This is a genomic window from Paenibacillus sp. FSL R7-0312, from assembly GCF_038004445.1.
In the GTDB taxonomy this organism is placed as follows: Bacteria; Bacillota; Bacilli; order Paenibacillales; family Paenibacillaceae; genus Paenibacillus_AQ.
This window is the reverse complement of the sequence record NZ_JBBORE010000001.1, coordinates 6449018-6463507: the sequence shown is the minus strand read 5'-3', so window position 1 is coordinate 6463507 and position 14490 is coordinate 6449018. Positions and strand designations below refer to the sequence as shown.

The 14490-nt window shown below is 52.2% G+C and carries 13 protein-coding genes; 7 read left to right on the top strand and 6 right to left on the bottom strand.

The annotated features are described in order from the left end of the window. Positions 1-91: 91 nt before the first annotated feature. Together MKX70_RS28180 and MKX70_RS28175 are read right to left on the bottom strand one after the other, a co-directional pair. On the bottom strand, positions 92-622 hold the full coding sequence (locus MKX70_RS28180) for a DUF1761 domain-containing protein (protein ID WP_042234833.1): 531 nt from the start codon (positions 620-622) through the stop codon (positions 92-94). A gap of 63 nt (positions 623-685) precedes the next feature. Further along, positions 686-1603: a helix-turn-helix transcriptional regulator gene (locus MKX70_RS28175; RefSeq protein ID WP_340841326.1), complete on the bottom strand. Its 918-nt coding sequence runs from the start codon at positions 1601-1603 to the stop codon at positions 686-688. Positions 1604-1790: 187 nt separating this feature from the next. Between MKX70_RS28175 and MKX70_RS28170 the strand changes: the two genes are divergently transcribed. After that, positions 1791-3875, top strand: a complete 2085-nt coding sequence (locus tag MKX70_RS28170; RefSeq protein WP_340841325.1) for a methyl-accepting chemotaxis protein — start codon at positions 1791-1793, stop codon at positions 3873-3875. Here MKX70_RS28170 and MKX70_RS28165 read toward each other — a convergent pair. Both MKX70_RS28165 and MKX70_RS28160 read right to left on the bottom strand, forming a co-directional pair. Beyond that, positions 3855-4748 (bottom strand): NAD-dependent epimerase/dehydratase family protein, encoded by an 894-nt coding sequence (locus tag MKX70_RS28165; RefSeq protein WP_340841324.1) that lies wholly within the window; start codon positions 4746-4748, stop codon positions 3855-3857. The genes MKX70_RS28170 and MKX70_RS28165 overlap by 21 nt on opposite strands. A gap of 52 nt (positions 4749-4800) precedes the next feature. Next, complete coding sequence (locus tag MKX70_RS28160) at positions 4801-5562, bottom strand: RNA polymerase sigma factor (RefSeq protein WP_052416224.1); 762 nt, start codon at positions 5560-5562, stop codon at positions 4801-4803. Positions 5563-5729: 167 nt separating this feature from the next. On the opposite strand from MKX70_RS28160, the gene clpP reads away from it, so the two are divergent. Both clpP and MKX70_RS28150 read left to right on the top strand, forming a co-directional pair. Further along, complete coding sequence (gene clpP, locus MKX70_RS28155) at positions 5730-6347, top strand: ATP-dependent Clp endopeptidase proteolytic subunit ClpP (RefSeq protein ID WP_340841706.1); 618 nt, start codon at positions 5730-5732, stop codon at positions 6345-6347. An 18-nt stretch (positions 6348-6365) separates the two neighbouring features. Beyond that, positions 6366-6572 (top strand): hypothetical protein, encoded by a 207-nt coding sequence (locus tag MKX70_RS28150; RefSeq protein WP_039303983.1) that lies wholly within the window; start codon positions 6366-6368, stop codon positions 6570-6572. A gap of 209 nt (positions 6573-6781) precedes the next feature. On the opposite strand, the gene MKX70_RS28145 is transcribed toward MKX70_RS28150, so the two are convergent. Continuing rightward, entirely contained in the window at positions 6782-8602 is a 1821-nt protein-coding gene (locus MKX70_RS28145) for an acyltransferase (RefSeq protein WP_340841323.1), read from the bottom strand. Between the two features lie 156 nt (positions 8603-8758). Between MKX70_RS28145 and MKX70_RS28140 the strand changes: the two genes are divergently transcribed. Beyond that, entirely contained in the window at positions 8759-9595 is an 837-nt protein-coding gene (locus tag MKX70_RS28140; RefSeq protein WP_340841322.1) for a helix-turn-helix transcriptional regulator, read from the top strand. Positions 9596-9626: 31 nt separating this feature from the next. Here MKX70_RS28140 and MKX70_RS28135 read toward each other — a convergent pair whose 3' ends face one another. Then, positions 9627-9980, bottom strand: a complete 354-nt coding sequence (locus MKX70_RS28135; protein WP_042234846.1) for a hypothetical protein — start codon at positions 9978-9980, stop codon at positions 9627-9629. Positions 9981-10820: 840 nt separating this feature from the next. Between MKX70_RS28135 and MKX70_RS28130 the strand changes: the two genes are divergently transcribed. The 3 genes from MKX70_RS28130 (at position 10821) to MKX70_RS28120 (ending at position 14461) form a co-directional block, all read left to right on the top strand. Continuing rightward, positions 10821-12020 carry a saccharopine dehydrogenase family protein gene (locus MKX70_RS28130; RefSeq protein WP_042234847.1) on the top strand — a complete coding sequence of 400 codons (1200 nt, stop codon included), beginning with the start codon at positions 10821-10823 and terminating at the stop codon, positions 12018-12020. A 25-nt stretch (positions 12021-12045) separates the two neighbouring features. Continuing rightward, positions 12046-13182, top strand: coding sequence for a carboxynorspermidine decarboxylase (nspC, locus tag MKX70_RS28125; RefSeq protein WP_340841705.1), 1137 nt, complete (start codon positions 12046-12048; stop codon positions 13180-13182). Between the two features lie 295 nt (positions 13183-13477). Next, a complete protein-coding gene (locus MKX70_RS28120) occupies positions 13478-14461 on the top strand; it encodes a phosphotransferase enzyme family protein (protein ID WP_340788494.1) in 984 nt (327 codons plus the stop codon). Positions 14462-14490 lie beyond the last annotated feature (29 nt).

Below are 14490 nucleotides of genomic sequence, written 5' to 3'. Positions count from 1 at the left end.
AGCGGGTTAGGAACTAGCCTATAAGCTTGGGTAAACTTGGAGCAGTAGCTCTATTGACCAAGAAACACCCACCTCTTAGGTGGTGTGTAGTTCACCTCATCGCTACAAGAATTATACTGACAATCAGCCCGGACAGGAAAAAGTAGCTCCCGCTAACCAGTCCGTAGACCAGCGGCCGGGGAATATTGGGGTTAATCCCGGTATTCACGGTTGTGGCCGCCAATAACCCTGCTCCGACAATTCCGCCAAAGAGGAGAGCATCGGCAAGGGTTTCAATATCGAACGCATAGAACAGTACCGCCATCGCCACTGTTGTTACCAGTCCGCATACCAAGGGACCCAAGATGAACCGGAGCGCCGGTTTTTCTTTGGAAGGAGAAGGATTCGTATGTTGCTTCGTATGTTGCTTCGTATGATTAACATTCCTTCCATTTCCCGCTGAAACGATACCGTCCTCCTTAAGGACGGCAACGCCGTTTTCACTTGGTGCATTCTCTTTACCCAGAGCGTAGGCATAGGCATTGCCCCAGACCACAGTGAACCATAGGCCTCCCACCAAAGACAACGCCAGCGTCCCGAGCACAACAGCCAACCAATTGATTTCCTGAATTACATTAAACATAATATCCTCCTCGTGTGGTTAAGTCTGCTTACATCATAAAAAAAGAAGTTTGACAACAGCGTGTCATACTTCTTCATAAGGTTTGAGTGCGTTTTGCAGATGCTCTTTGATGATGGCGCGCAGGGGGATGGGTTCGAGTACCTCGGCACCGCTGCCGAAGCTGAGCAGAATGGCCCATAACCAGCGTGCGCTGAGCGGCTGATATACCGGAATGCGCATCGTCATACTTCCGTCTTCGTGAAACTGTTTGTCCATCTGCTGAAACTGATCCAGCGCGTCGGCCAACGCCTCTGGCCTTACCCGGATCACTACATCCTCCAGCTGATTCTGCCGTGCGTGTTCTGAGGGAGCTGCCTCTTCCGGCACCTCCGGGTGCGGTTCGAAAGCTTCCCCGGTCAGCATCAAATTCATCAGCCGGGACAGGCGAAACTCGCGGTAAGCCTGACGGGTGCGGCAATATCCGTAAATGTACCAGTTACGGTATTTGAAATGAAGCCGCAGCGGCTCGATGTCACGGGCCGTACGTTCATTCATGGTGTCGATATAATCGAAGCGGATCACTATGCGCCCGGTGATGGCAGTCCGTATATGACGCAGCGCATCGGGTTCCGTCCGCAGGGTGTCGAGGTCTACGGACAGGCTCTGCGTCAGATGCTCCGGTCCAATGGTTTGTAGCCGTTCAATAGTCCCCTGAGCACGCCCGTCTTCAAACACGGTAGAAAGGCTGCGGAGCACGGTAATCAGGGCATTGACGTCATAAGTGCCGAGCAGGCTTTTATCCATTTTGTAGCCGTCCATCATACCATATCCGCCTTTCATCCCCTGATACGATACGACCGGGAAGCCCGCTGCACAGATTACATCGATATCCCGGTAGATAGTCCGCTGCGATACCTGGAACTCTTCAGCCAGCATAGCCGCAGACAACACCTCGTGATTCAAAAGCTTATAGATTATAGAGATCAGCCGTTCCAGTTTCATAGGTATACACCCCCGTCCATTGGTCCTATTTCCTTAAATATTGACGTTTTGTTAACAGTTTCGCAACATATTCTTTACGCTCAGCATACACAACCTAAGAGAACAGTTAATATCCGGCTTCTACAATGAGGATATTAGCAGAATATACCTATTGTAAAGACAAGCTAGATATGAAGGGATGATACTTTTGAAGGGGAACCTGCTGCACTTTTCGATGAAATGGAAGCTAATCTTAAGTTTCTCGGCAATTACGCTCATTTTTCTGGGCGTGGCTCTGTACCAAGGACATAAAATTAACCAGGTAGAGCTATCTATGGAACAGCAGAAGAGCGAAATGGAGAAAAGAATTACAGTCTCAACCATCACCCAGCTGCTGCAGGAGCAGAACCGTGCAGAGACTTTCTTCGCTGAATCCAGTGATTTGGAGCTGGCAGAGCCGTTACAGGAGAAACAGCAGCAGATATCGGCTGAACTGGCCAAGCTTGATTTTGAGGCGGATACGCCTGCGTTTACAATGCTTGGGCTTCTGGGCACCCAGGCTGGGGAATATGGGGAGTTCATTACGGAGCTGGCCGGGGTAATGTCGGATGAGACGCTTGATCCGCTGACTGTACTGGAACAGATTGATGTTATACATACGAAGGCACTTGCGCTGAATCAATCCATGCTTGAGACGAACGGCAAGCTGTATAAGGCAGCCGCCGACAATGCAGAGCAGGCGCAGACGGTTTCTTTTAACCTGCTGGATGATACGGTCTCAATCGTGGCCTATGCTGCAGGTGGAGTATTCCTGTTCATGCTGGTGCTGGCCTGGCTGCTGATCCGCTCGTTCCTGTCGCCGGTCGGCAAGCTGCAGGTTGCGCTCAGGCAAATTGCTGACGGGGATCTGCGGCAGCAGATCAACTCCCCGTATAATGATGAGCTGGGCCGGCTCAGCCATCATTTCGATCATATGGTGGGCAGAGTTCAGGGCATGCTGCGGCAGACCTTGTCTGCTGCGGGTTCGCTGGCTGACTATTCGCATTCTTTTCAGCAGTCATCGGCGATTACCGCGCATACGAACCGGGATATTGTCCGGACGATCCAGGAGATTTCGCTGGGTGCCGACCAGCAGGCTGTTCAGTCTGAGCAGAGTACGCTGCTGCTGGAGGAGTTGGCCCGCGGGGTTCAGGATATTACCGAGTATACGGATGTCATGCTGACGACAAGTGAAGCGGCTAACCGGAATACGCAGCAGGGTTCAGATACCGTTACTGCCCTGCGCCAGATTTCACAGCGTTCCCGGGAGTCGATCAACAAGGTTTATGTGGCGCTGGAGCAATTGGTGAACCAGTCCAAGGATATTTCACGCATCACCAATTCAATCACGGAGATTTCGAAGCAGACGAATATTCTCTCGCTCAATGCTGCGATTGAGGCAGCGCGGGCCGGGGCATCGGGAAAAGGCTTCGCCGTTATTGCCGATGAAGTCAGACATTTATCCGTGCAGACGAATGATTCTTCCGTGCATATCAGCCGGATTATCCAGGAGCTTCAGGCCGGCATGGCCGATTTCCAGGGACATATGATGGAGACCAGGGAAAGTCTGGAGCAGCAAGATCATCAGGTGGCGGAGACACTGGCATCCTTCGAGGCGATCGATGAATCCATTGCGGGCATCAGCACACAGATCGGGCAGATTCACCAGAAGGTAGAACAGACCCGTACGATCAACTCACGCCTTGCCGAATCTGTGCATTCGGTAGCATCCGTGGCGGAGCAGACAGCGGCGGGGGTACAGGAAGTGAATGCCTCCAGCACTCAACAGGATCAGGCGATCAGCGATATTGCACGGCAGGCGGAGGAGATTCATGAAATCTCGCAGCGGCTGTTCCGGGAGATCAATGTGTTCAAAATTGCGGACACTGCCGTAGCAGGACCGGAAGAAGGAACGCTAAATGGGATAGCGGACGGGCCTGAGGCGGCAGTGGCTGACAATACAGTAGCAAAGGCTGAAACGAAGATAGAAGCGAAGATAGAAGCGAAAATAGAAGCGAAGAAAGCCGAGAAGGCGGAAGAGAAGAAAGTGGACGAGGCGCCAGAGAAGACTAAGAAGCAGACAGCAGAGAAGCCGGAACAACAGTCAGAAGCCAGAACGTTTGCGGAGACTGAGAAAAAGACCGGAGCCGGAGTTCACCGGCCTCAGTCTGGAGGAATACGGGAGACGGGGGAATCCTCAGCCGCAAACGGGCGGATTGAATCGGAGGCTGATTTACTGGTGCTGGCGAAGTGAATGATTCAGCGAAGTGACCAGCTCAGGGAACCACTCGGATAAAGACAGGAAGCTGAAGCCCGCGGAGCGGGCTTTTGCCGTATCCATGACCCATGATTCTTCAATGCCAAAGGGAGAGCTGTCCGAGTCTACGGTTTCCTGCCGGACCACGGCAGGTTTACCTGTTGCCGCTTCAACAATGGAGATAACCCCGCCGATGGTCAGTGTACCGTCCGAGCAGGCATTCACCGGACCCGTCAACGTGGAACTGCCCAGCCAGTGCAGGAAATCAGCGGCTTCATCGGAACGGATGAATGAGATCTCCGCTTGCGGGTTCGGGATGCCGATCGGCTGCCCTGCTTGTACATGCTCTATATGAAAATGCAGTCTGCGCGTATAGTCATCCGTGCCCAGCACAATCGGAAACCGCACCGCGGCCACCGGGAAGTCCGCCGTCTGCAGCAGAACGGTCTCGGCCAGTCTTTTGCCTTCCTGGTAACTGAAATCGGCCTTCCCGCCTAGCTTCAGCGGATAATGTACAGGATCGAAATCCGCTTCAGTCAAGATATCCGGCTGCGGATTATAGACAGACAGGCTTGAAGTCAGAATATACCGCTTCGTCCGGCCGGCAAATATCCGCACCGCAGCCGCAGCCTCATCCGGTGAGAAACAAATATTATCGTAGACGATATCCCAGTCTATATCCCCTACAGCATGCTCCAGCGCAGTTTCATCAGTCCGGTCCACGGCCAGCCGGGTTACGCGGTCACCGAAATCATCCTCTGTTACACCGCGGGTCAGAATGGTTACCTGGCTGTCCCCGTTCTGGAGCAGCAGTTCCACCAGTCTTTTACCAAAAAACCGCGTTCCTCCGAGTACAAGTACCTTCTTCATTTGGCTACACTCCTAAAGTTTTGTGTGCGGGCTAAGATTCTAATGAATAAAGTTAAGCTGCCATCCGCAGCCCGGCATAGGTGCTGCTTCCATTCAGATAGGAGAAGCTTCCGCTTCCGGAATACAGGGCATGCACTGTGGTGGTGCTTACAGCAACAGTTACTTCTGCGGCAGTCGCCTGGCGGAGCAGCTCCAGCATCACCGGAATTTGACCCTGCTCATAGGCATGGGCCAGCGCTCGGAGATAAGCCCGGTAATCAGCATCCGGCGGAAGAGCGGGCCCCTCATTCTCAGCCAGTTCTTCCCGGACCCTGGATAAGGCCAGGCGTGCCCGGTGCAGAGCCGCCTTGACTGCCCCTTCGGTAGTGCTTAAGGCTCCGGCTGTCTCGGCGGCTGAATATCCCAGAACATCACGGAGTACGAAGGCGGTCCGCTGCAATGGGGAGAGATGCTTGATCAAGGCCTGAAAGGCCAGTTCGATTTCGGTGCGATCTCCTTGCGCAGCCGGTGTAAGGGCTGAATCTGCCGGGGGTTCTGAACGTTCAAGCGCACGGATCAGGGAGCCTTTGCGCCGTGAGGCATCAATCCACGTATTCTTGGCAATCCGCAGCAACAGGGCTTCAGGATTGGGGCTCAAAGTGAACTTGCTGTATCCGAGTGCCTTGGTCCAGGTCTCCTGGGCTAGATCTTCAGCGTCGAAGGCGGAACGGGTCAGCGACAGGCAATACCGGTGCAGCGCAGTCCCCAGCTCCTGCAGACTCTGCTTTTCCATATCCGCCCTGTCCGGCATACGGTGATGTTCAAGAATTGTCATCTTGGCCCTCTCCTTTGTGCTTTTTGTTATGTTCTTGAATTCATTTTATATAGTTATTGCTTCTATTATATAAACGAACGGCACTTTGTAAAAGATACGCTATCCTTGTATACCCGCCGAATTCCGCATGCCCGTATCTTTAAGCTTCCCTGGTCCGTCTACAGGATATATACCCTAAGACAGATCAGAGGAGGCACAAGCTAATGAGTATTATACCTTATGTCATTGAACAGACTTCCAGAGGCGAACGGTCCTACGATATTTATTCCCGGCTGCTGAAGGACCGGATTGTGTTCGTGGGTGCGGCAATCGATGACGGGCTGGCCAACAGCATTATTGCCCAGCTGCTGTTCCTGGCGGCGGATGAGCCGGACAAGGATATCCAGATGTTCATCAACAGCCCCGGGGGCTCGACTACCGCCGGCTTTGGTATTTATGATACGATGCAGGTAATCAAACCGCAGGTGAATACGATTTGCACCGGTTTTGCGGCTTCCTTCGCTTCGCTGCTGCTGCTGGCAGGAGCTACAGGCAAAAGATCCGCACTGCCCAACAGCGAGATCATGATCCATCAGCCGCATGGCGGTGCACAGGGCCAAGCCAGTGATATCGCCATCAGCGCAAGACGTATTCTGCAAATCCGGCACAAGATAGTCCAGATTACGGCGGAACGTACCGGCCAGCCGGCGGAGAAGGTGGAGAAGGACATGGACCGTGATTATTTCATGTCAGCTGAGGAAGCACTGGAATACGGGATCATCGACACGATTATTACCCATCTGTAGACGAAGGAGCGGATTAAGATGTTATCAGCGTTGAAAGGGCAGGAAGTAACGATTCATTTTTTGGATGGAACCAGTGTCAGAGGAGGGGTTCTGGAGGAGCTGGATGAGAGGTTCGTGAAGTACAGCACGGAGTTCCAGACCCTCTACATTCCAATCACCTCCATCCGAGCCGTAGACGTGCAGACCAAAGAACGGGAACGGCCGCGTGTCGGTTTCGGGCAGTAGACAGTACATCCTGGTAAAAGCAATCTAAACCCCCGGTTCTCCGCTCTATCAGGGAGAACCGGGGGTTTTGGGTTTGGCATAGTGCAGCTGTTGCTGCTGATATTCGGTCTTAATATCCGTTATATGCGGATACCATTACCGGAATCAGAAGTCCGTAAGGCTGAAGCTGGTGAAGTATTCATTCACCGCGGAAGCGGAGAGGGAAGCCGCTATCTCGGGGGCAGTGAGAAGGCAGGGGCCAGGCGGTGCACACCCTTGGGAGTATATCCAAGCGATGAGCTTACGCCGCACAGGTCAGCCAGCAGATAGAGGATGCTCAGCCACATTTCGGTTCCCTGCAGACCCGTGTCCTGCTGCTGTGATAACTGGAAGGCGAAGCCGCGCTGCGGAACCCAGAATTTCAGCACTTCGCTGAGCATATTCTCCGCCCAGCTGCGGATCTCTGCACGGCGGTAATCGGTCTGCTTCAGGCAGAGCCAGAGCGGATGGACCACATCCAGCACATTGCAGGCGTTAAGCACCTCTGCACGGAAGAACCGGCGGTCCCTGCTGTGGGCCAGCACGGTATCGATGCTGCGCTCCGGATATGGCAGAGGAAGACCGAACGCCGCATAGGTCGCGCGGGTGAGCCGGTAGAAACCGTTCACCGGCTGCAGCCAGCCCTCCTCTGCGGTAGGGAGGCCCCATAGGCCGGAGTCCTGGCGGCAATGGGTCGCCAGCCAGCCGAACAGATCATCCGGCCGTTTGCGGGAGCCGAACGTCTTCAGGTTGTGGTACAGACCCGTGGCATAGCAGTCAATCCAGTCGCCGCCGCCCCAGGCATTGTGCTCCCACGGCAGATCATTCAGATATAGATACAACGCAGCGGTCTCCATATTCTCAGCAACGGTAACCGGATGGGGCAGGGCAGAACCGAGCACCTCCAGCGCGTACCCTACAGCGAGAAGATGGTACCGGGAGAGATGGTCGGTTAACAGCTCAGGGTGATCCTCCGGTCCAGGCGGAGACCACGGATCGGGCAGCAGTCCTGTCCCGGCATCCTGGAATCCCTGCAATACAGCGGTAAGCTCTGCCCGCGTCCAGCCGGGCGGCAGGCTGCTGAACATCGCGGCAATCTCCACCGCATCGCAGTAAGCTCTAACCGTCCGCTTATATCCGGGCCGGTCGCGGAAGAATTTCTCTTCCTCCGTTGACTCTGAGTAGTACTCCAGCAGCGGGATCAGCTGGTCTCCTGCCAGCTTGCCGAAGTCAGCCAGCTGCTGTGAGAGCAGGCTGTATGCCGGTACACTTTCAGTAACTGGTTTCGTGTTTACGGTAGTGTCCTTATCCGCTGTAACAGCTGTATCAGCCGCATTTGTACCCGTACCTCCTTTCACTGCTGTACCTCCAGGTTGTGCATCCATTGTCATCCCTATATCCTCCCTTTGTTCACATGCCGCGGCAATTGCTGCTGTATCCCCGGCCAGCCGGCTGCGGATGAGCCTGGCCGGATTGCCGCCCACAATACTGTAGGCCGGCACATCTCTGGTAACTACGGCACCGGCGGCGACAATGCTGTGCGAACCGATCTGCACACCGTCCAGAATAACGGCATTGGCTCCAATCCATACGTCGTCCCCGATGACAATCCCTTGGACAGTGCAAGGCTGGCGGAAGACAGGAATATCGGTGGAGGCGAATCCGTGATTGAACCCGTACATACTCGCGTGTGAAGCAACTCTTACGCCATTTCCCATGGTAATATCGCCTGACAGCACGCTGTAGCTGTTGAGTGAGCAGTCGCTGCCCATGAAGAGCCGGGCACTGCGGACAATCGCTCCGCCGGCAATATAGCTCCGGTCGCCCATCTGAAGCTGATCCGGCAATACCACCGCCTGCGGCGAGACATAACAGGCTTCTCCGAAGGTACAGGAGTATTCAGCGGATAGCTGCTGCTGGTATAGGATTTGCTCTTGCTGCTCCTGTGCGGAGGGGCCGATCCAGGGCATGTAATCGAGCGCCTTCCGTGAGGCGGAACGTTGTTCGGGCATCTGAGTCTCTCCTCTATAGCATAAGTCATTATTTCCTTAAGTGTAGCAGTAGAGGAAGGGAAGGGACATGGCATAAAGAGCACGACTAGCTTGTCAAAAACGCTTCAACATTTTATGCTGATCTCAGAGATGCTGCAGAAACGGGGGAGTCAGAGGATGGAGAAAATTGTGCAGAATCTGGCCATAGATATTCACTGGATTCACGATAAGATCACGTTCCCGGACTGGAGGGATATCCGCCAGAATATCAATGTGCACAGCTTCTACTGGATTCAGGAAGGTCAGGGGATCTTCCGTACGGACGAAGACTATCCGGTATCGCCGGGAATGCTGTTCTATCTGCCGCCTGGGCTGGCTTTGGACATGAGCTGCGGAAGGGAGGAGCCTCTGCGGATTACAATGATTCTGCTCTCGCTCTATACCTTGTCGCCTTCGGCGGATAATCAGGGCAGGATAGAGCCGCTGGATGTGCTGCCGCTGCAGTTCATGCTGAAGCCGGAGCGGGAACAGGGCAAGCAGCTTGGTCATTTGTTTCATAAAATTGCTGCGGATTGGGTCCCCGGAAGCACCGGGAGCCAGCTGATGACCCAGTCCCTGCTCTATGAGCTCATGTACGAATTGCTGCAGGTTCAGGCGAATTTCCAGCTGGGCCGGGGGCAGGGCTATGAGCTGTTTTTGCGGATCAAGGATGATATTGAACGCCGTTACAGTGAACCTTTGCTTATTTACGAGCTGGCGGTGCGTTACGGGATTTCCTCCTCGTATTTACGCAGTCTTTTTCAGCAATATCTGCATAGGAGCCCCAAAAGCTACTTAAGTGAAATCCGCTATGAGCATGCGGCGAAGCTGCTGCTGTACACCAGACTGACCTTGAAGGAGATTGCAGCAGCCTGCGGTTACAGCGACGAATTTCACTTCAGTAAAAGCTTCAAGCAACAGAACGGACAGCCGCCTTCTGCTATGCGGACTCTAGAGCACGGGAAGAGCGGATAATCCTTACCGGTTGGAGTCCCTGCCAAGTGCCTTACTGTTTATAGTTCTCCGCTCCCGGGACAATTTCAATATTAGTGATTAGATCATTGGCAACAGTAAAGAAATAATAAAACAGCTGAGGACTACCCGGGAAGATACCGCTGGTTAATGAACTTACAATGATTATCCCGTGTTTATACTCCACTTCAATAACGTTGGATTTCAATTCATATCCGATAGATTTTCCACGCCATTCTTTAATAGCTTCAATTCCATTGAAATGATTGTTTTCACCGCTATCGTGGATGTGTGCATCTTTTGCCATGCAGACATCTATGACCGTAGTATCATTGGTGTTTAACGAATCCATATATATTTCAACAGGTTGCGGTAGTTGTTTTGACATTGTGTTACCTCCTTTTTTTATATCCTAACATGAGTAACTAGACTACTGTATGTCACATTACCTATTCACATTGCCAATGATTTTGCATTGAGCTGGGGATAACAAAGATTCGTGCTGAGGTGAAGATTACGGCAAAGTTCTGCAAGCGGTACAATAGCTACAATGAGCGGAGACTTAACAACGAAACGCGCAATACTGTATAAATGCTTGACTGCACCCCTCAGAGCCCCATCTGCGGGGTTTATTTCTGCATACAGAGTATTGGATTATCAGCGTTACACATAATAACCTGGTGGTGCTGCTGCCGGCAATTCCTGACGCAGCTTTGCCGGTCAAGCAGTTAGTGCTGCGCGAAAAAGGGGTAAGTTACTATAATGTGCGGTATTTGCAGCTTTATACAACCACTTGGAGGTGAGCAGATTTCATCGAAACAAAGAGGGCAAACTCAGCCGTTTCCACTTAATTTTAAAATAAATCGTATGAAGATTTCTTCTGCTGTGATACAATTATCCGGTTGGCCTTGTGCATGGTTAATCGTCCGGTGCTCCTGATGAGTCCGTGATTGAATGAAGCTAATAAGCGCAGGAAAACGAAGCTTTCCAGTGTATTACTGTGAATTACAGAGTATTAATGGAGAAATCGACAGATTTTACACGGAACATATCATTTTTTGTCGTTTTTTATTGATTTATTGAGAAGGTTTCTGTATAATCAGCCTTGTTGATTTTTCATAGGATGTAGCCTGTTCAGCTTGATGAAACGAAACGACTGACAACGAAACGGATCCAGAGCAGCAAGGCTAATAACTAATAACTTAAGCAAAATTAGGGGGTTATTAATTTGGGAAAAGCGTTAATTATTGGCGCTGGCGGTGTAGCGAGCGTTGTTGTTCATAAATGCTGCCAGAACCCGGATGTATTCGAAGAGATCTGCATTGCCAGCCGTACGGTGTCAAAATGCGATGCTCTGAAGGAGAAACTGGACGGGGGCCTGACGAAGATTTCTACGGCCAAGCTCGATGCTGACAACACGGAAGAAGTCATTGAACTGATCAAGAGCTTCCAGCCGGATGTCGTGATTAATGTCGCTCTCCCATACCAGGATCTGACGATCATGGATGCCTGCCTGGCTACCGGAGTGCATTATGTAGATACAGCTAACTACGAACCGCAGGATACAGCGAAATTCGAATATTCCTGGCAGTGGGCATACAAGGAAAGATTCGAGAAGGCCGGAATTACGGCGCTGCTCGGCAGCGGTTTTGACCCAGGCGTAACCGGTGTATTCACGGCTTATGCGCAGAAGCACTATTTTGACGAAATTCATACGATTGATATTGTGGATGCGAACGCGGGCGACCATGGGTATCCGTTTGCAACTAACTTCAATCCTGAAATCAATATCCGCGAAATTACAGCGAACGGACGTTACTTCGAGAATGGCGAGTGGATTGAAACGGCACCGCTGTCCGAGAAAAAAGTATACGATCTCCCGGAGATCGGTCCGAAAGATATCTATCTTTTGTACCATGAAGAGCTGGAATCCCTGGCTGTTAATATCCCTGGCGTGAAAAAAATCCGCTTCTGGATGACCTTCTCGCAGAACTACCTGACTCACCTGAAGGTGCTTGAGAATGTCGGCATGACCTCGATTGAGCCGATCAATTATGAAGGTAAAGAGATCATTCCTTTGCAGTTCCTGAAGGCGATTCTGCCTGACCCGGCTTCCCTGGGACCAAGAACCAAAGGTAAAACGAACATCGGAAACATCATTCAGGGCGTGAAAGACGGCCAGCCTAAAACTTATTATGTCTACAATGTCTGCGATCACGAAGAGTGCTACAGAGAGGTTGGCTCCCAGGCCATTTCCTATACTACCGGCGTTCCTGCAATGATCGGGGCTATGATGATAATCAAAGGCATCTGGAACAAACCGGGCGTACACAACATCGAAGAATTCGATCCGGATCCATTCATGGATGCACTTAACAAACACGGGCTGCCTTGGCAAGAAGATTTCTCGCCGACGCTGCTGGATTAGGGCTTAAGTCATGAAGGATAAAGAAATAGATATCGATATCAGCACGCTGCCGTCGCCTGCTTACCTGGTGGATGAACGCCTGCTGACGAAGAACCTGGAAACTCTGAACTACGTGCAGGAGCGCAGCGGGGCGAAGATTCTTTTGGCACAAAAAGGCTTCTCCATGCATTCCATGTACCCACTGGTGGGTAAATACCTGCATGGCGTAACTTCCAGCTCCTTGTTCGAAGCCCGCCTGGGCTTCGAGGAAATGGGCAAAGAGGTCCATGTGTATGCACCGGCTTATGTAGACCGCGAGTTCGATGAGCTGCTCGGCTACACCGACCACATTGTGTTCAACTCGTTTGATCAATGGAGCCGGTTCAAGGAACGGGTGCAGAACGCACCGAAGAAGATCAGCTGCGGCATCCGCGTCAATCCGGAGTACTCCGAGATTGAAGTGCCGCTGTATGATCCTTGCTACAACTACTCCCGTATGGGCGTAACCCTGCCGAACTTCCGGCCGGAAGAGCTGGACGGCATCGACGGGCTGCATTTCCATACCATGTGTGAACAGAACTCGGATACCCTGGAGCGTACGCTTAAGGTTGTGGAAGAGAAGTTCGGCCAGTATCTGCACGGCATGAAATGGCTGAACTTCGGCGGCGGGCATCACATTACCCGTCCCGACTATGATCTGGAGACACTGATCAAGTGTATCCTGCATATGAAGGAAACGTATAATGTCGAGATCTATCTGGAGCCGGGCGAAGCAATTGCCCTTAACACCGGTTACCTGGTCGCGACTGTACTCGACACAATGCATAACGGTATGGATATCGCGATTCTCGATACCTCGGCCGAATGCCATATGCCGGATGTGCTGGCGATGCCGTACCGTCCGGGCATCATCGGTGCCGGAATGCCGGGCGAATTCGCCCACACGTACAGACTCGGCGGCATGACTTGCCTGGCAGGGGATGTTATCGGGGATTATTCCTTCCCGGAGCCGCTGAAATACGGTGACAAGCTCATCTTCCTCGACATGGCGCATTATTCCATGGTGAAGAACCATATGTTCAACGGCGTGAACCTGCCGGCCATCGCTTCCTACAATGAGGAAGAAGGCATCAAGGTCATCCGCGAGTTCGAATATAGTGATTTTAGTGGCCGTTTATCTTAAGTAAGTATAGAAGCGCTCCTTCAGCTGCGGCTGATGGGGCGCTTTTTTGCGCGATTTAGGAAACTTCCGGGCTCTTTTGTTCGCTGCTGCTACTTGTAAGGAATAGTTAAATACATTTGTTACATTGTCCTTAGTCTGGATCAGGCGTAGCATTATACGTATAATGGCTTGAACGTGAAGGGAGTGAGCGGCATGAAACGCCGGGTTATACGATTGATTTACTGCTGCAGAGATAGTGAGAGGGATGACAGAGGAAGAAATAAATGACGAACATATAAGGGAGCTGCCGCTAAGCGTGCTTAAATTAGAATATCTACACAATAATGAGGAACTGGCATCGATGCTGCTGGGAAATTGGGAATTCGATCCGGAGTCGCTGCATTTGTTCCAGTATTACAGGATCTCCTCCAACGCGGTGTATCCGTTCGAGAATGCCGGGGAGAACCAACTGCTGCGATTTGCACCAGCGGCTGAGAAGCGGAAGGATAATGTGCGGGCAGAGCTTGAGTTCATTGCTTACTTGCGGGAGTGCGGGTATGGCGTGCTGGAAGCTGTAGCCTCGAACACAGGTGAGAAGCTTGTGGAAGCTGATACCCCATGGGGGGCATACTATGCTTCCGTATTCAAGCGGGTAGGAGGGGTACAGCTGGGCAGCACAGAGTTGAGCGATCATATCCTATACAAATATGGCGAAGCGCTGGGCCAGCTTCATCAACTGTCTAGCGAATATACGCCGGTTGAGGCGGCGAGATGGTCCCATAAGGATGTACTGGAGTGGATGTTGAGCGTGCTGGCTGAGTTTCCCTGGGAAGAGGCAGCCGTGGCCGAGGCAAGGCTGTTAATTGAATATTTTTCCGGGCAGCCGGTCACGACTAAGAATTACGGGCTAACCCATTATGACTTTGAACTCGACAATGTGTTCTATGATGAGGGCACGGATACCATCAGCGCTATCGATTTCGATGACGCGATGTACCACTGGTATGCAGCCGATATCGAGCAGGCGCTGGACAGTCTGCGGGGAGAGGTGGCTCCGGAGACTTATGAGCACCAAAAACAGTGCTTCATGGACGGCTATGCCGGCTGGTATAACCTGCCTCAAGAGGGTCCGTCCATGGCGGCGTGCAGACGGTTTGCTGATTTGTACGGCTATGTGCGGATCTTGAGATCCGCTGCCGAACAAAGCGAGCATGAACCGGAGTGGCTTATCACGCTGCGGAGCCGGCTGGCAGGTGCCTGTGCGGCCAAGGCTTCGCGGTTTAGCGGACCGATCAGGTGAATAATATACCGGATTAGACGTGTTTTATT

Coding starts and splice junctions, on each gene's coding strand:
- MKX70_RS28180 (WP_042234833.1), bottom strand. CDS start 622: ATGTTTAATGTAATTCAGGAAATCAATTGGTTGGCTGTTGTGCTCGGG.
- MKX70_RS28175 (WP_340841326.1), bottom strand. CDS start 1,603: ATGAAACTGGAACGGCTGATCTCTATAATCTATAAGCTTTTGAATCAC.
- MKX70_RS28165 (WP_340841324.1), bottom strand. CDS start 4,748: ATGAAGAAGGTACTTGTACTCGGAGGAACGCGGTTTTTTGGTAAAAGA.
- MKX70_RS28160 (WP_052416224.1), bottom strand. CDS start 5,562: ATGACAATTCTTGAACATCACCGTATGCCGGACAGGGCGGATATGGAA.
- MKX70_RS28150 (WP_039303983.1), top strand. CDS start 6,366: ATGTTATCAGCGTTGAAAGGGCAGGAAGTAACGATTCATTTTTTGGAT.
- MKX70_RS28145 (WP_340841323.1), bottom strand. CDS start 8,602: ATGCCCGAACAACGTTCCGCCTCACGGAAGGCGCTCGATTACATGCCC.
- MKX70_RS28140 (WP_340841322.1), top strand. CDS start 8,759: ATGGAGAAAATTGTGCAGAATCTGGCCATAGATATTCACTGGATTCAC.
- MKX70_RS28135 (WP_042234846.1), bottom strand. CDS start 9,980: ATGTCAAAACAACTACCGCAACCTGTTGAAATATATATGGATTCGTTA.